15 protein-coding genes are annotated in these 16,960 nt (G+C 67.0%); 1 reads left to right on the top strand and 14 read right to left on the bottom strand.

Annotated elements, in window-relative coordinates; all coding sequences use genetic code 11:
* Nucleotides 1–108 precede the first annotated feature (108 nt).
* The 5 genes from ACFTZC_RS40310 to ACFTZC_RS40330 all read right to left on the bottom strand — a co-directional run bounded on the left by ACFTZC_RS40310 (nt 109) and on the right by ACFTZC_RS40330 (nt 5,469).
* Nucleotides 109–942 carry a methyltransferase domain-containing protein gene (locus ACFTZC_RS40310; protein WP_382898891.1) on the bottom strand — a complete coding sequence of 278 codons (834 nt, stop codon included), beginning with the start codon at nt 940–942 and terminating at the stop codon, nt 109–111.
* Between the two features lie 239 nt (nt 943–1,181).
* Nucleotides 1,182–2,090: an SAM-dependent methyltransferase gene (locus ACFTZC_RS40315; protein ID WP_382898892.1), complete on the bottom strand. Its 909-nt coding sequence runs from the start codon at nt 2,088–2,090 to the stop codon at nt 1,182–1,184.
* Between the two features lie 529 nt (nt 2,091–2,619).
* Complete coding sequence (locus tag ACFTZC_RS40320) at nt 2,620–2,904, bottom strand: helix-turn-helix transcriptional regulator (RefSeq protein ID WP_382898893.1); 285 nt, start codon at nt 2,902–2,904, stop codon at nt 2,620–2,622.
* Nucleotides 2,905–3,175: 271 nt separating this feature from the next.
* Nucleotides 3,176–4,351 carry an MFS transporter gene (locus tag ACFTZC_RS40325; RefSeq protein ID WP_382898894.1) on the bottom strand — a complete coding sequence of 392 codons (1,176 nt, stop codon included), beginning with the start codon at nt 4,349–4,351 and terminating at the stop codon, nt 3,176–3,178.
* Nucleotides 4,352–4,548: 197 nt separating this feature from the next.
* On the bottom strand, nt 4,549–5,469 hold the full coding sequence (locus ACFTZC_RS40330) for a PucR family transcriptional regulator (protein WP_382898895.1): 921 nt from the start codon (nt 5,467–5,469) through the stop codon (nt 4,549–4,551).
* Nucleotides 5,470–7,079: 1,610 nt separating this feature from the next.
* Here ACFTZC_RS40330 and ACFTZC_RS40335 point away from each other — a divergent pair.
* A complete protein-coding gene (locus tag ACFTZC_RS40335) occupies nt 7,080–8,063 on the top strand; it encodes a LuxR C-terminal-related transcriptional regulator (protein WP_382898924.1) in 984 nt (327 codons plus the stop codon).
* Nucleotides 8,064–8,095: 32 nt separating this feature from the next.
* On the opposite strand, the gene ACFTZC_RS40340 is transcribed toward ACFTZC_RS40335, so the two are convergent.
* The 9 genes from ACFTZC_RS40340 to ACFTZC_RS40380 form a co-directional block, all read right to left on the bottom strand.
* Entirely contained in the window at nt 8,096–8,581 is a 486-nt protein-coding gene (locus ACFTZC_RS40340) for a hypothetical protein (RefSeq protein WP_382898896.1), read from the bottom strand.
* Between the two features lie 545 nt (nt 8,582–9,126).
* On the bottom strand, nt 9,127–9,285 hold the full coding sequence (locus tag ACFTZC_RS40345) for a hypothetical protein (RefSeq protein ID WP_382898898.1): 159 nt from the start codon (nt 9,283–9,285) through the stop codon (nt 9,127–9,129).
* Between the two features lie 334 nt (nt 9,286–9,619).
* Nucleotides 9,620–11,137 carry an AMP-binding protein gene (locus tag ACFTZC_RS40350; protein ID WP_382898900.1) on the bottom strand — a complete coding sequence of 506 codons (1,518 nt, stop codon included), beginning with the start codon at nt 11,135–11,137 and terminating at the stop codon, nt 9,620–9,622.
* Nucleotides 11,134–11,934, bottom strand: a complete 801-nt coding sequence (locus ACFTZC_RS40355) for a phytanoyl-CoA dioxygenase family protein (protein ID WP_382898902.1) — start codon at nt 11,932–11,934, stop codon at nt 11,134–11,136. Before ACFTZC_RS40355 ends, ACFTZC_RS40350 begins: the two co-directional genes overlap by 4 nt.
* Nucleotides 11,935–12,062: 128 nt before the next feature.
* Nucleotides 12,063–12,293, bottom strand: coding sequence for a phosphopantetheine-binding protein (locus tag ACFTZC_RS40360; protein WP_329933464.1), 231 nt, complete (start codon nt 12,291–12,293; stop codon nt 12,063–12,065).
* Between the two features lie 38 nt (nt 12,294–12,331).
* Nucleotides 12,332–13,897, bottom strand: a complete 1,566-nt coding sequence (locus tag ACFTZC_RS40365) for an amino acid adenylation domain-containing protein (RefSeq protein ID WP_382898903.1) — start codon at nt 13,895–13,897, stop codon at nt 12,332–12,334.
* Nucleotides 13,898–14,010: 113 nt separating this feature from the next.
* Nucleotides 14,011–14,712, bottom strand: a complete 702-nt coding sequence (locus ACFTZC_RS40370; RefSeq protein ID WP_382898905.1) for an LmbU family transcriptional regulator — start codon at nt 14,710–14,712, stop codon at nt 14,011–14,013.
* A 319-nt stretch (nt 14,713–15,031) separates the two neighbouring features.
* On the bottom strand, nt 15,032–15,808 hold the full coding sequence (locus ACFTZC_RS40375) for a 2OG-Fe dioxygenase family protein (RefSeq protein WP_382898907.1): 777 nt from the start codon (nt 15,806–15,808) through the stop codon (nt 15,032–15,034).
* 58 nt (nt 15,809–15,866) lie between these two features.
* Nucleotides 15,867–16,856 carry an aspartyl/asparaginyl beta-hydroxylase domain-containing protein gene (locus ACFTZC_RS40380; RefSeq protein WP_382898908.1) on the bottom strand — a complete coding sequence of 330 codons (990 nt, stop codon included), beginning with the start codon at nt 16,854–16,856 and terminating at the stop codon, nt 15,867–15,869.
* Nucleotides 16,857–16,960 lie beyond the last annotated feature (104 nt).

The raw sequence follows: 16,960 nt of genomic DNA on the forward strand, positions 1-16,960 counted from the left end.
CCAGTCGAACTGGCGGGCCGTTCCGGCTGGTCGGGACCTTCGTGCGGGGAGAAACCGCTCAGCGCGCCTCGCCCGCGCCGGGCCGCAGACCGGGGACGGCGCCCGCGGTCATGCGCCGCGGACCGCGGTCAGGAAGACGTAGCCGCTCTCCGGGGTGGCCGCGGACAGCCGCATGAAGTCGATGAGCGAGGCGGCCTGCTCCTCGCCGACCAGCGCGACCAGCTTGTCGCGGACGGTCTCCACGGCGTCGGCCATGAGCGCGAGCGTACGGTCGACGTTGTCGCTGATGTCACGGATCTCCACGTCGACGAAACCGTTGGCTTCCAACGCCTTCCGGTATTCGTCCATCGTGCCCAAGGAGCGCACGGCGTAGTTCTCGCAGATGTGGTCCAGGACCGCGCGTCCCTCGGGGCTGACCGGGCCGCGCTCGATGACGTCGGCGACGGCGAGCCGGCCGCCGGGGCGCAGGACGCGGGCGGTCTCGGCGAGCACCCGGCCGCGGTCGGGCATGTGCCACATCGACTCGAACGCCCAGGCCGCGTCGAACGAGCCGTCGGGGAAGGGCATGTCCATCGCGTCCGTGAACTGGAACGTGGCCCGGTCGGCGAGCCCGGCCTCGGCCGCGAGTTCCGTGGCCCGCGCCACCTGGACATGGCTGACGGAGATGCCCAACACGTCCACGTCACAAGCGCGGACGAGCCGCAGCGCGGGATGGCCGATGCCGCAGCCGATGTCCAGGACCCGCTGGCCGGCCTGCGCGGCGATACCCGAGATCATCATGTCGGTCAGGCGGTCGGTGGCCACCTCGACGGAGCTGTCGTCGGCGGCGTTCTCCCAGTAGCCGTAGTGTTTGTTGGGGCCCCACGCGGAACCGTAGATCTGACCGATCCCGTCATACATGCCGGCGACGTCGCTGGGAGCGGGAAACTGGTCAAGCGTCATGAGGAACTCCGTATCGTTGTCAAGGTAACGGGAAGTCGGCAGTGGTTCAGCCGCGAGCCCTGTGCCGGGGAACGCGTCGCGCAAATGGTCGGCGGCGTGGATACAGCTGAAACCCGCTGCGCTCGGCTGGGCAATCCCAGCCGAGCGCCTGCGTGATCCACTGACGACCATGTGAGCCATCAGGCGTTGAATACGTCAGTGCCGCCAGGTCGGAGCACCGGCCACTTGCCACGCTTCGCTCACTTCAGCTCGAAGCGCAGGAAACCCAGCCGCAAGCCTCCCGCTTTCCATTCGGCGCCCTGCGCCTGGTTCGCCATCAGGGATATCCTCAGCTGCCTGCGGTCAACCGCTGAGAGGCTGTTGTCACTGTCCAGTACCGCCTTCGTCCAGGCGGCACTCTCCTCCCAGAACGGCGCGGTTTCCGCCGTGGCGTCGACTTCATCGACCAGTTCGAAACCCGCGGACTTCGCGGCTTCCACGTAGTCGAGCACCGTGGCCGGCTTCGTGTAGAAGTACTCGGCCCACACATCGGCCCCGTGGGGGCGCGTGGTGAACACTTCCTCGATGCACACACTCGCGCCTGGACGAAGCACGCGCGCCAGACGCGCGAACCACTGAGGACGGTTGAAATATCCGCTGCTCTCGATGGCCACTGCCGCGTCGTAGGGGCCGTCCAAGGGGAGCTGCATCGCATCACAGACCAGCGTTCGGACCCTCTCGCCCACACCGCATTCCTGGGCGAACCCCTCGACTATCGGCGCGTGTTCCGGCGCGTTGGTCACCGCCGTGACGTCGGCGCCGTACTCCTGCGCCCAGAAGAGCGAGCCCCCGCCGAGACCGCAGCCGACATCCAGGATCCTCCCCGACAGCCGGTGTTCAGCGCCCCAGATCTTGGCCGCATACCGCAGCAGACCCTCTTGATGGAGCCGTATGCTGCGGCGAATGTCGTCCGGCGTCACCTCCTCAGGATGCAGCGGCGCCCCGGAGGAAGGGTAATAACCTACGTGGTAGTGAATCCTGGGTCCGGGCCCGTATTTGCGAACAAGCCTGGCCGTTTTGTCGTCGTAGTACTGGCCAACTATTCTTACCTCGTCCTGAGGATCCAGCGCTGTTTGAGATGAACTCGAAACTTCATCCAGATGTGACACGGTCACTCCTCCAGAGCTCGGATGCCGACGACATTGGCGAATGGCCTGCTTTGGTCGTTACGCTGCGCTCGTCATACCGGGGTGAGGCTGGACGGCCGTACCGGCCTTGATCCGAGATCGCTGCCATAGCGGCGCCTGGTTCGAAATGCAGAGCCGCCCTCGCGATCCGGAATCTTGATTCGCCCTGAAATTGAGTGGCAGCTATTGGATTCCATCCTGGAGGACACCCCTGGTCGTGTCAACGACGCAGCGTGAGCATCTTCGACTTTAGGAAAAACCCCAAAGAAGACGGCGTAAGGCCCGGATTGGACCAGCCCGCAGAATGATAGCTGCCGGGCGGCACCACGACCGTATTCGAGTACGGCTATCGAGTCGGCACCCGGCGCCGGCAGCGCGTCCAGCGCGCTCAGGGAAGGAGCGTTGACGACCGTCGCTCAAGGAGCGGGACAAAGTGAACGCCCGGGAAACATGACGCGAAATGCAGTTCACTCATGAACGTACGGATGATGATCCAGCGAAGGACCGGACGTTAATCCACGGTTTCCGACGCAATGCGCGGGGGCCACGAATCTGTGCGCAGAATCTGGAGGACGAACGCCCTCGAAACCAACGAGACACGATTCGGCGTCTGCAGCTTGTCGGACATGACGCGGACGTGGTAGTCGATGGTCTTCGAGCTGAGGTGCAGCTCTCTCGAAAGTCGCCCGCTCGACGAGCCGGCCGCAACACCCTCCAGGATCCTGGCCTGCACCGAGCTGAGAACCAAGCCACCGACCGGCTGGGACACTTCGCAGCCGTTCTGATCATTATCCATGGCACCCATCCATTCCGTACAGCCGACTGGGCCAGGACCGCAAACGGAGAAATGCAGAGCAAGAAGTACTGGAACAAGATCCTAGGTGGACCCCTGACTCTTGTCACCGTTGCGCCGCCGCAGCCCGTCACTTTCCGTCCGCCTCGGAACTCCCTCCAAAATTTGCGGACTTCCGGCCTTGTTTGTCTTGACGCGTGTCGGGGAACGGCGTTGGCCGACGAGCTACGACCCGGTTCCGCCACCGGTTTCCGGCTGGGCCCACGGCCGGCTGTCAGCTGCGTACCGCTGAGGCCGAGGCCCGCGGTTGGGTCGCGCCGCGCAGGTCGGGCAGGAAGGTCATGGCGATCGCCGCGCACGCCATGAAGCCCGCGCACACCAGCAGACCGGCACCGAACCCCGTGCTGACGGCCAACACCCCCAGCGTGAGCGGCGCGAACGCGGACACACCGCGCCCGATGTTGTAGCAGAACCCGGCACCGGTCATCCGCACCCTGGTCGGGAACAACTCACCCATGTACACGCCGAAGACGCCCGCGTAAGCGGCGAAGAAGGCGAACATCGGACCGAGCCACAGCAGCGCCGTGCGGTCGGCGGCGACCACGTACAGCGGCAAGGTCAGCGCCACACCGGCCAGTGACAGCACCAGTGCGTACTTGTGGCCGATCCGGTCGCTGATCAGCCCGAAGACGTTGTAGCCGACGAACATCCCGAGATTGAGCACCGTCATGAACACCGCGACGGTCGCGGCCGGAATGCCCTTGTCGGCCTGCAGATAGGTCGGCAGCCACGTGGACGCGCCCCACGCCCCGAACATCGCGAACGATGCCACGATCGCACCGAGCACCGTGTTCCTGCGCAGTTCCGGAGCGAAGATCTCCGTCACCTTCACCGGCGTGGTCTTCTGCTCGACCCACTCGGCCGACTCGCGGAAGAACAGTCCGACGACGACCAGCGGGATCACCACGCCCACCCCGCCGATGAAGAACGCCAGGCGCCAGTCCGGCAGCAACGCACCCGACAACGCCGCGGCAACCACCCCGCCGATCGAGAACGAGCTGAGTACGAACGCGACCGCACGACCCCGTTGCGCGGCCGGCCACGTCTCGACCACATAGGTCGACACCGCTCCCCAGACCCCTCCGAGTCCCAGACCCGCCACGAAACGCAGCACCAGGAACATCGTGAAACTGTCAACCACCAAGATCGCCGCAGTGAACACGCCGAACACGGCGAGAGACACCATCAGCGCCTGTTTGCGGCCGTAGTTGTCGGCGAGCCAGCCGACCGTCAGGCTGCTCACCCCGATCCCGAGCAACGTCGCCGTGGCGAGCAGGCCGCCCTCTGTCGTCGTGAGTCCCAGATCGGCGCGGATCACAGGCAACGTGTACGACAACAGCAGGATTTCCAGCGCGTCAAACATGTAGGCCACGAACGAACCGATGAGCACAACCCACCTGTAAGATCCACTCACTCGAACCAGTCCATTCAGTTCTCAAGTTTCTCCGCTCGGGAGAACGAATGCTAGGCGCCCGCGCACGGTTCATCGCGCCTCAGCTGCGATTTTCCGCAATGCGCGGAGAACCACCCGAGAACTCATGGAATTCGGCTACGCGCCGTCCCGCACGGCGATCGGCGCACGCCTGGTCATCTCTGCAGGGCCTCGGCGATCATCGCCGCCGTCAGCATCTGCGCGCCCCTGCCGCTGGTCGGGTCGCAGCCGGTGACCTCTCCGATCCGCCTCAGGCGGTAGTCCAGCGTGCTGCGGTGGATGAACAGACTGCGGGCCGCCTTGTTCCTGCTGTAGTCGCAGTCGACGAACGCCGTCAAGGTCTCCCACAGGACCTTGTGCTCCCGAAGCGGTCTGATCACCGCGGCCAGGTCGGTCCGCACCTTCTCGTGCAGCGTGACCGCGTACTCGACCAACACGTCCGAGATCGTGTAGGCACCGCTGGGGCGCAGTCCCGCCACCACCAGCCTCAGCACGTAGGACGCCTCGTTGAACCCGTCGACGATGCATGCTCTGTCCCGTTCCGCGGTCGCGAGCCAGCCCCTGCCGCCGAGACACCGGGTCAGCCGCGTCACCGAGCGTTCGCCGCTGCCCGGGCCGGCCGCGGGGACGAAGAGCACGACGTTGCCGTCCCGGTGCGTCAGCAGCGTGCCCTCTCCCGCCACCGCGCGTAACGCATCCACCTCGCGGCCGGGCTCCGCAAGCCTCACCACGGCGATCAGGTATCGAGGAGTGAGCCGTTCGAGCACGTCCGCGGGCAGCGGATGACCGTCGGCGAGGTCGCCTGCCAGATCACGCGAGACATACGCGGTGGTTTTCTGCTGGTATCCGTCGAGGAAGTCCTGCAGCAGGCTGCCCCCGGCGCGCACGATGGCGGCCAGCGCCGGATCCCCTGCCGCCGCCTTGGTCAGCAGCTCGACCAGCTCGTCCGGCTCCGTACCGGTCCACTCCTGCCCCGCGGCCCGCACCTTCGCCCTGAAGTCGGCGACCCTGTCCTCCTCCGGGGTCGAGTGGAGCGCTTCGACCGGAGATATCGACCTGCCTATCATTTCGATCATTTCTCACCTCATCTTCCCGAATGGAGCGGTTGCCCCATAAGCCCGCACCTGACGCTTTTCACAGATGCTTCTCAGACAGTTCCTGACGGGTTTTTCGATCAGGCATATATCGAGGGCCACTTCGCGGGTCACCAAGCCGGAGGCGAGTGGTGTCATAATCCGCTTTTCCGGGTACGACAGCCGGACAGTACGCTTTTGAGGACTCGGCGACGATCACGGGGGCGGGACAACTGCTCCCACGTGCCGCGCACAGCGACATCTCGTCGAGGGACAGGGCCACGCCAGGCCCACCTCGCGGGGTTCGCGCATCAGCCGGGCTTCCGGCCAGGAGAGGCAAATCGGTCCGGCACCATGAGGACCGACCGAAGCCATTGACATTAACGCCGGAGAAAATTCTCCTACCGGAGCAGTGTGGGTTTTCGGCACGGCACTCTCCGTCCATGTCCACAAGGGCACGCCGGAGCCTGTGGCGAGCCACTCCGACCCTGAAGACCCTAACACGGCCACTTGAATTCTGTAATATATTACCCGCCAGTTGCGTCCCTTTATGTCTTATATCAACTTCTTTTCCTTGGAATTTCCCTACCCCATGAACGTTGTCAGGCATATTCCAATTGCTTGAGCGCCGGTCGAGCGCAAGTACCGCGTCAGTGTCGAACTCAGCGGCAAGGGCCACGTGTACCGCCCCCGCGAGGTCCAGGTGCGAAACCCAGATGATCCTCCGTGATCTCGGGCAGAACGGCTCGCCCCCGTTCGTGTTCGTCGTGCCGCTCTCACCTCGGCGGGCCTGCTCGGCCCACTCACCTTTGTGCTGACAGAAGGTGCGGGCCGATAGGCCCGCACGAGGAGGCACCACGTATGCGTACACAGTGCGAGCCGGATGAAGCCAGGCTTTCCGCTGCCGTCCAGCGCATCGCCCAGGACCAGAGCCGGGGCGAGCACGGTTCCGGGTGCGGACAGGGGTGCGGGCACACGGAGTCGGTCCACGGGGTCAGCGCGCCGCTCAGGCCTCCGGCCGCCGTCCCGGCAACTTCCCCCCGCAGCGCGAGAGACGCTTGTACGACATCGACGGCGTCCTCTACGAGCGCATCAACGGCACGTGCCACGAGGTGCGCCAACGGCTCCTCCCCCGCACGGGGCAGGAGGAAGGAGTACTTTCGCAGGGCGAATCCAGGGCCGGCGTGACCCGACCGGCGTACCGGAGCAACCTGTTCCCCGGCTTACGGCTCTCTAGAGACAGAGAAGCTGACAGCCCACCGGGGAATCGGTCACCGCCATGAGCAGAACCAGTCAACTCGTCCTGCCTTCCTCGAACCGGCCGAGCAGGGCAGGACTCAACTCGCCGTCCTGCACGTCCTGGTCGACCCGGCGTCCGCCGGCCACAAGATTCCCAGCAATGAACCTGCTCCCGCGATCGCCCGTCCCGTACGAAGTGATCCGCAGCACGTCCGGGCAACCGGTGGGCGGCCCGTACGTGGCAGCCGGGAGGTGCTGAGTGCGATGAGGGTGCGGCACGTGTTTATGTGGGTATCACGAGCGGAGGACTCATGGCGGATCAGCAGACCGATGACAACGTTTTCACGGTGGGAGACACACTCAGACCCTTGGAAGTGGCCGTCTACCGCTGGCTGGCTCTGAACGGTCGGTTGGACCCGGCCCTGATGGCCGAGGAGACGGGGGTCGACGAGACCGCGGTGAGCGGTGCGGTGGACCACCTCGTCCGGATCGGCCTGGTACACAGAAGTGAGGAGGGCAACGACCGCCTCTGTACCGTCGACCCCCACCTCGTCGCAGCCGTGGCCACCGCACCGGTGGAGCGGGCCATCGCGGAACAGCAGACACAACTGCGCCTCTTCCGCGACCAGTTCGCCCAACTGGCCGCCGACTACAACGAGGGGAGGCATGGCGTCTCCACGGACCTGGAGACCATTCCCGGGCTCACCCATGTGCGGGCCGCGCTGAACCGGGCGGCCGAGCAGTGCCGCGAGGACATCGTCACCATGCAGCCCGGCGGCACGCGCCCGCCCGAGGTGCTGCAGGACGCACTGCTCCGGGACAGCCAGACGCTCGCCCGGGGGGTGCGGATGCGGACCCTGTACCACCACACCGCCCGGTTCAACAGCCCCAGCCAGGCGTACGTGGCCACGGTGAGCGCGCTGGGCGGCGAGTACCGGACCGCTCACCAGCTCGCCGGCCGGCTGATCATCTTCGACCGGGAACTCGCGTTCATGACCAACCGCAACGACCGGCTGGGCGCGGTGGTGATCCGGGAGCCGTCGGTCGTGCACTTCCTGTACGAGCTGTTCGAGCAGGTGTGGTCGCAGGCCCAGCCGTTCTCCGACGCGGCCACCGACGGCCTGGAGGCGGTCGCCAAGGATCTGGACCGCACCATCCTGCGACTGCTGGCGACAGGGCTGAAGGACGAGACGATCGCGCGGCGGCTCGGCATGTCCTTACGCACCACCCGCAAACACATAGCCGACATGATGCAGGCTCTCGGTGCCGAGAGCCGTTTCCAGGCCGGCGTCGCGGTGTCCGCGAGGGGGCTGCTGGACGACGACGGAGAGCCGGACGCGGCACCCACGCAGTCCTGACCTGAACCGGCGGCCGCCCGGGGCGCACGCCGTCAGCCCGGGCCCTCCAGGTGGAGTTCGAGCAGCGTGGTCGGGGCGTGGATCTCCGACAGCCGGTAGGTGTGGTCCTGGGGCATGAAGAGAGTGGCGCCGGAACGCAGCCGCATGCCGAGGGGGTGCGAGGGGCCAGGTGCCGGGTCCTCACCGATACGCGACAGGACGCAGCGGCAGGCTCCTTCCAGGACCGTGACGGTGGACTCGGCACCGTTCGGCGCGCTCTCCACGACGGGGGAGTCCGCCGACAGGAAGCGGAAGAGGGGGCGCACCCGCAGGTGCAGCCTCCGGCCCATCTCGGCCGCCAGTTCCTCCGTGCCCGGTCCGCCCGGCACGGAGGAATTGGTGCCCGGTTCCGGACGGGCCGGGCGGGGCAGCTCCAGCAGGGCCGGCAAGGTCGTCGGATCCTCGGGCCACAGCAGGGCGGGCCCTCGGCCGCCGTTGGCCGCCACGCACAGGACCAGCTCTTCGACGAAGGACTTCATCGGCTGGCTCAGAGCTCGCCGTCCAGGCACAGTTCTCCGATCTGCCGCACATCCGGGCGATGCGGGATGAATAAGGTGCGCAGGGCGCCACGACGCCCGGGCACGTGGAGGGAGGGAGAGGGGTTTTCCGGGCGGCGCTGTGGCCGCGGTGGGGATGCCGCCGCTCGGACGCCGGTCCCGGCAGTCACGTGTTCGTGTCTCAACCGGTGCCCGCGGCGGCGACCCTCGATGCCCGGTCCCGAGTTCGGCGGTAACAGGCGCGTTCGGTTCCGGGCTCCGGTTTTCGCGCGTAATCGGTGTATGGAGGTGCCGATGGTGTGCGGAGTGACGCTCATGCGCCGGTCGATCTCCCCGCAGGTGTCCCCGCGTGCCAGGTGTCCGGGTGTTTCTCTTTCCCGGTCACCGATTTTCCGGACAGCGTTCCGTGGTTTATTGCTCACGGAGTCGGGCGTCCTTTCTCTGTCTGGTTCCTGCGTTCCGGGATCTGTTGGGCCACAGGCTCCGGAACTGGCCACGGGTCGGCTTTCCCCGTGCGTATCCGCAGGTCATCCCGCGGTACGGCCCCAACCGGTGTCGCCGTCGGACCCGATGGAGGATGCCGCCCGGAGGCCGGTGTCGCCGGTCTCGGCGGCAGCGGTACCGGTGACGGCGCCGAGCGTCATCGCGCAGAGAACGGTGACCACGAACATGCGGGCAGACTTCATGATTTCTCCCAGAATTCAGAGCGGTGAATGCTCGAAAGGTTCCGTCCGGCGTTGTCCTGCCGTTCCCTTTCCGCTCTTCCAGGATGGTGGGCGCCCGTCCCGGAATCCACCGCCGGAACCATTCACCAAGTTGCCCGGCACCAAAGCGGGGGGTGAACGAAAAACCCATGGGGCCGCAACCGATGACAATACGGACAGGTATGGCTGCCCGAAGTCCTGCCGCGACGAGCGCCGGCGGTGCCCGGCTGAAGGCACCCCCCGACACGTCCGCTGTGCCCGGAGACGCCTTCAGCCGTCGGCAGGTGCCGACCACGACAGCCCGGACGGGTACGTGTCAGCCCCGGCTCACCGAAGGCTCCTGGAACATCTCCCGGAGTTTCGCCCGGTCGATCTTCCCGTTCCGCGTGGAGGGAAGCTCCTCCAGTTCGATGAAGTGCCTGGGAACCATGAACCGGGGCAGACGGGAGGCACACGCATCGATCAGGTCACCCCGATCGACCTCCGCGCCGGCCGTGCGGGTGTAGTACGCCGCCAGCTGCGTGGACCCGGCAACCCTGACCCCGACGACCGCGGCTCGACGGACACCCGCGACCTGGGCGATCACGGACTCCACCTCACCGGGCTCGACCCGGTAGCCGTTCACCTTGAGCTGGTCGTCGAACCTGGAGACGAAGTGGAAGTCGACCCCGTCGAACATGACCAGGTCTCCGCTGAAATAGCAGCGACGCACACGACCGTCCCGGTGCTCGACCTTCCTGAATCTCTTCGCCGTGAGCACGTCGTCACCGGCGTACCCGATCCCGACGCAGTTCCCGGCGATGACCAGCTCTCGGGTCTCGCCGGCCGTGAACGGGCGCAGCCGGCCGTCCACGTGACACAGCAGTTCCGCATCGGCGACAGCGGTGCCGATGGGCGGCCGGTCGGGCCAGCCGGTGACGTCGCCCGTCAGCCGGTACTGAGTGACCACATGCGTCTCGCTCGGCCCGTACTGATTCACCAGCGTCAGGTCACCGTCGGCACAGAACTTCCGCACCTCCTCGTTGATCACCAACTGTTCACCCGCCACCGAGATCTCCCGCAGACTCGGGGTTCTCACGCCCGCGACACACGCGGCGGTGGCCAGTCCGTGCAGTCCGACCACCGGCTGGAAGAGCCGGGCGACATCGTGCTCGCGAATGATGTCGACCAACGTGAAGGGATCCAGCCTGTCTTGATCGTTCACCACGATCAGGGTCGCACCGGCCAGCCAGGTCGCCACCGTGTCCTCGTACACCATGTCGAACCCGATGGACGACATGTGCAGCGTGTTCGGCGGCCGGTCATGGCTCCACCGCTGGACATGCCAGTTACCCAGATCCGCCAGAACGACCGGCGGCACGGCGACAGCCTTGGGTTCGCCTGTCGACCCGGAGGTGGGGATGACATAACAGAGCGGTCCGGTTGCGACCTCGTCCCGTCGCGTTCCCCGAATCGATCGGAAGGTGTGCTCCGCGACACCTGCCTCGACCGGTGCGCACTCCTCGGCCCGAAGAATCATGGCGCAGCCGGCGCTGCTCACCAGTTTGCCGGTCCAGGCGGGCGGCATGGCCGGATCGATGGACAGCACACCGGCTCCGACGCGCCACACACCCAGCACCGCCGCGCACCGGGACCACGAACGGGTCGAATGCACGTCGACGACGTCACCGGGGCCGATGCCGTGTTCGGCGAGGCCGCCGGCGATTTCGGCCGACACTGCGTCGAGTTCGGCGTAGGTGTGGGCGACGCCTTCGTCGATGACCGCGACCGCGTCCCGGTGTCGGGCGATGGAGTCGACCAGCGTCCGGATCAGTGAGACATCGAGGTTGCTCATGCGATCAGACCGCCGTCGACGAGCTCCAGCGGCCGGTAGTCACGCGACGCGACGAACTCCGGACGCGGACTGGGCACTTCGCGCAACTCGTTGTCGACACTGTTGTAGCTGACGAACGCCATGGTCCGGTCGGTCGGCGACATGTTCGCACCGGAGCCGTGCGCGATGCAGGGATGGAAGAACAGCAGGCTTCCAGCACGTCCGACGATGGACCGGATCTCCGACTCCGCGGTCACCTTGGCCATCTGTTCGGCGTCCAGCGCGAACTTCAGCTTCGCCGAAAGGTCGGCCTCCCACTGCGGCGTATCCTCGGGCTCGGGACGCCACGGGGCTATCGCGCCGTTTCGATGCGAACCAGGAACGACCAGCAGCGGACCGTTGTGCTCGGTCGCGTCGTCCAGCAGCAGCGCGACGTTGACCGCCCGCGGTTCCGGCATACCGTCCTTGGGCCCCCAGACGCTGTAGTCCTGGTGCCATTGCCACACTTCTCCGCGGAGCGCCTGCTTGGCGTTGACTTTGCACTGGAACACATGCACCTTGCTGTCCAGCAGTTCCTCCGCCGCGGAAAGCAGCTCGGGCAGCCGCACCAGCCTGGAGAACAGCGCGCCCGTGGTGTGGCAGCCGTGGATGCCCCGCACCGTGGTCCCGTCCTCCTCGAAGATCCGCCCAGGGTGCTCGGTCCCGTAGAGATCGGTCACCTCACGTCGCAGAGCGGCGATATCGCCGGTATCGAAGACGTCTTCGAGGAGCAGGAATCCTTCGGACCGGTACTCCGCTGTCTGACTTTCGGTGAGCATAATGCGATGACCTCTCTGCCTGATTCTCCGGGGTGATGTAAAATGTCCGTACGGAATACTCCGCTGGTCCGCGACCAGGTCGCGCCACTAAGGTCTCCCGGTCGTGGCGGCGGTCGTTCCCGGCGGTGTTACGGGGTGAGGGCGGCGTGGGAGTCGATGTAGGCGGCGATCGACGCCACGGTCGGGTTGAGGAACATCTGGTCCATGGGGACCTCGGCGCCCAGTTCCTCGATGAATGCGCCCTGAATCCTGACCATGATCAGGGACTGGCCGCCCAGGGCGAAGAAATCGTCGTCCGACGTGATGTCGTCACGCTGGAGTTCCCGGCACCAGATGGCGCGGACACGGTCGGCGGTCATCGCCTTCCTCTCGTTTGTCGTCACGGCCGAGGGCCAGGTCATGGAGCGGAGTTGCCGACGGTGCTCTGGACGCGGCAAATGTCCGCCAGGGCGGCGCGGTCCACTTTTCCGTGCGGGCTCAGCGGAATGCGCAGGATGTTCGTGAACCGGGACGGCAGCATGTTCCGCGGCAGCGTCCACAGCAGACGGGTGCGCAGGTCGTCCTCTGCGAGGTCCTTGCCCGAGGGGACGACGAACGCGTTCAGTTCGGCTTCACCGCCGTCGTTGCAGGTGGCCACCACGGCCGCCTCGCGTACGCCGGCCAGCCTGCCCAGAGCGCGTTCGATGTCGGCGGGGTCGATCCGCATGCCCCGCACCTTGACCTGGGCGTCCATCCGCCCGGCGACGACGAGTTCACCGCTCTCGTCTATCCGGCCGCGGTCCCCCGTGCGGTACAGGCGCAGCGGCGTCCCCTCGATGTCGATGGTCGTGAACTTGGCGTTCTCGGGGCCGCCGGCGCCCAGGTAGCCCGCGCCGACGCCGGCCCCGGAGATGCAGATCTCGCCGTACCGGCCCGCCTCGACCTCGCGCAGTTCGGCATCCAGGAGGTGGATGGCAGTGTTGTGGGCGGGCCGGCCGACCGGGGCGATGTCGTGCTCGCCAGGCCGGTAGTGGGCCAGGTCGTAGGAGGTGGCGACGTCCGTGCACTCGGCGACGCCGTACTGGTGCAGCAGGGTGCAGGTGGTGCCCGGGCGGCGCACGAAGTGGGCGAGGCGTTCGCTCTTCAGCGCTTCCCCACCGAACAGTATGTAGTCGAGCCGGGCGAGGGCGTCGCCGCCGCGCGCGTTCTCCCAGTCGACCAGCAGGTACAGGGTGCTGGAGGCGCAGTGCACGACGCGGATGTCGTACTGGGTGAGCATGCGGTAGGCCAGCATGGCGTCGAAGTTGCGGCTGGCCATCAGGTGCTGAGTGGCGCCGCAGAACAGTGGTGTCATCAGGGCGCGCTGGGACAGGTCGAAGCCGAAGGCGGAGACGACCAGGTGGTGGGAGCCGCGGTGCAGGCCGTACTCGAGCTGGAGCCAGTTCATCAGGTTGAACCAGCCCTCGTGGCGGACCGCGGTCAGCTTGGGGGTGCCGGTCGAGCCGGAGGTGAACACCGCGTAGCAGAGGTCGTCGCCGGTGACGTGGACGTCGGGGACGGTCGCCGGGAGGGTCGCGAGGTGGCCCGCGAGCTGTTCGAGGTCGATGACCTCGACGCCCGCGGACTCGACCATCGCGGCCGTCGCCGGGGAGGCCACGATCAGGGCGAGGTCGGGCACCTGCCCGAGCAACAGCCGCAGGCGGGCCGCAGGGTAGGCGGGGTCGAAGGGCACGTAGGCAGCGCCGGCCTTCAGGATGCCGAGGATGGCGACGATCATGTCGATCGAGTAGTCGAGGCAGACGCCGAACTTCGCGCCGCGGCCGTGACCGCGTGCGGTGAGCAAGTGCGCGAACCGGTTGGCCCGCGCGTCGAGTTCCGCGTACGTCACTTGGCGGCCGGACCACACGACGGCGACGGCGTCGGGGGTGGCCCGCACGTGCTCCTCGAAGCGGCGGTGGACGACGGGCGAGGGTGGCAGAGCCACCCGCTTTCCCTGAAGGATCATCAACTGACTCCAATGTACGAGGTGTCCGGTCGGGCGGGCCGCCGCGGCACCTGGCAGAGGGTTCGCCCCGGGCACACCGGGGCGGTGCGCACTCAGGCGCTCTGGCGTTCGGCGCTCGCCAGCATCCGGGCCACCCACTTGTCGACGGGCAGCCCGTGCGCGGCGGCGGCCTTGGAGCAGTACTCCAGCTGGTCGGCGGAGAGCTCGATGGTCAGCTTGGTGATCTTGCTCCCGCCCTGCCCGCCGGCCGGCGACGCGGCCCCGGCGGTGGCGTCCTGCCCGCCGTCGCAGGCGCTGTCGGGGAGCTCAGCCCGGTCGCTCTGCACGGCCAGGCCGGCGCGCACCGCGCGGCGCAGTTCGTTGCGCGACCACTTCTGCTGTTCCGCCTTGCGCAGCCAGTAGTCCTGCTCCGGCGGGGAGAGCCGGGTCACCTCGGCGTGGTGGGCGAAGCTGAGGCCGTCGCGCCGCCGGTCGTGCTCGAAACGGCGGGCCACCCAGGCGTAATTGCGCAGGGTCTGGTAGTCGAGCCCGGTCCGCTCCACGGCCTCCTTGTAGCGCCGCCATCCGTAGGTGGCCTCCCCGTAGATCAGCCAGTCCGCGAGCCACCAGGCCGAGGAGTTCACCAGCTCCCGCAGGTTGGTCCCGATCTGTTCCCAGGACCGCTCGGAGAGGTTCTGAGGGAAGACCATCCCCGACTTCTGCACCGTGGCGTGCGTCCCCTCGAAGGACAGGACCACATCGTGCCGGGCCGGCTCCCCCGACGTGTGGGGCCTTGGCTTGTACCTGCTCGTCATGGTCACAGCACCCGTCACCACCCTCATCTCCCAACTCACAGTGTTCGCCCGGTCATGGACCGATCCCCCGGCCGAGGAGCTGGGCGGTGGTCGCTGTCGTTCGATCCGGGCCGAGCCGCCCGGGACGCTCGCGCCTGCCGGGAGCAGCCGGCGGGCGGGCCGGCCGGGCACCGCAGGGGCCCGGATGCGGGACCCTGCGGTCTGACAGGGCGTCAGTCCGGTGCGGCGCGGCGTTCAGTCCGCCGCGATGGCCCTCGCGCCGGCTTCGCGGCGCAGGTCGGTCCGGTTCGACTCGACGTACTCCAGGTACTCGGCGGTCTCAGATGTGCTGCCGCATCGGGGTGAAGTCGACCAGGATCACCGCACGCTCGCCCGTCTCCGGGCCGGCCCCGCGCCTGATGGGGGACACGTAGTGGCTGACCTTCTCGTCGGTGACGCCGTAGGACTCCAGCGGCTTGGTCAGTTCGAACTCGGCCAGAGCCTCGCCCTCGGGCACGTCCTCGGGCAGCTTGCCCCGGTACTTCGGCGGCGCGATCACGTTCGAGCCGCCGACGACGTTGCGGCGATAGACCAGGTGGGCGAAGACGAACGGCTCGCCGTCCTGATGGAGTTCATTGGGCGAGGAGATGGCCTCGCGTCCGGGGTCGTCCACCGCCAGCTTGATCAGATGCACCCCGACGTGCAGCGGGAACGCCGCGTCGTTCCTCGACCATCGCGTCTGGGCGAAGTCGAAGGACAGGATCTCGTGGATGATCGGGTTGTTCCGGGCTGTTTCACTCATGGCGGGCAGCTTGCGGACCACGCCGACGTAGTCGGGGTTGTGGTCGGCCTGCCAGTAGCCGTTCATCCAACCCTGTTCATCGAGGTGCGTGTCCGGAATCCAGCTGAACTCTCGCGACCAGGGGAGGAAAATGCCGCGGGCGTAGCGGCGGTTGCGCCCTTCCTCCGTCGCGTAGGGGTCCGGTGGCAGGTCGACGAACTCGGCGCGAAGGCTCTGGAAGGACGCGTCGGATTCGGCTATCCCGAATTCCTCGGCGAGGTCCCAGCGGGCGAATCCGTTCTCGACGAGGGCGGGCGATTCGATCAGTGTCTGCATGACTGTCCCCAAGCAGTGGTCGTGATGGGTGGACTGTGGTGGATGACGGTTCGGGCCGTCAGACCGTGACGAGCCTGCGCGCCGGGCGGACGACCACCTGGCGCCGGCGTCCGCGCCGGGTGGAGAGCTCCACTCGCGGATCGTCGTCGAAGAGGTCGAGACGGAGCAGGCGTTCCTCACTCCAGCCGAGCAACCGGAACTCGCCGGCGCCCAGGTGCAGCAGCTCCACGGGCGTGCGCCCTTCGACGCGCAGGACCAGGCCGTCGTCCTCGGCGGTCACTTCGGCGGCGAGGTCGCTCTCCTGGTCGTCGACCACGGGAAGTCCCCACTCCATGAAGGAGAAGGGCACCGCGAAGGTGCAGCTGAACTCGGCGAGTTCGCGCGACGTGAGCGGCAGCACAGGGCGGTAGTAGGCGATGTCGCTGGTAGGCAGCTCCGCTCGGAAGCTGTCCGGGAACAGGGCCAGCAGCTTGTCGTTGGTGGCGCAGTCCGCGACCAGGTGGATCCGGGTGCGGTCACCGGCGTTCCGCAGGGAATGCGGTCGTTCGAAGTCGGCGTACCAGAGCGTTCCCGGCTGCCACCGCTGTTCGACCCCGTCCAACACCAGTACCGCCCCGGGATTGGTGACCAGCGGGATGTGCAGCCGTACGTAGCCGTAGGGGAGCCCGAGCGGGGTGTCCGAGTGCTCTTCGACAGACACACCGGGGGCCAGGGCCATCAGGCGGACACTGCGCAGTTCGGTGCCCAGTTCGGACAGGATCTGACTGAGGTAGGGCGCCTTCGCCATCAAAGGCGTGTCGGCGAACCCGTCACGTCCCGGGCCACCGGGGTCGGTTCGCTGGAGGTTCCCGCCCGGCGCACGCAGCGAGAGAACCTTCCAGTCCACATCGGATTCCTCTCCGACGACGCCGTCCTCGAAGGACCGTTGCAATGCCCAGAATTCGGAACCGCCGAGCTGTACGAGATCCGCTTTCAGTCGATCGATATCCAGGTCATCCCGTAGCATCACTGCGGCCGGAAGGTTTTCCAAGGAGCTTCCCTCTTGCATGAAGGCCTCGCTTCAATGAGATTTTTTCACTTTTCCTTGCTATCGAAATCTTACTTCTCCGTCGCGTCAGGAAAAGCGTCTGACGACGGGCAGAAGCGGCCAGG

Origin of the sequence: Streptomyces sp. NPDC056987, from assembly GCF_042673865.1 — a bacterium.
GTDB lineage: Bacteria > Actinomycetota > Actinomycetes > Streptomycetales > Streptomycetaceae > Streptomyces.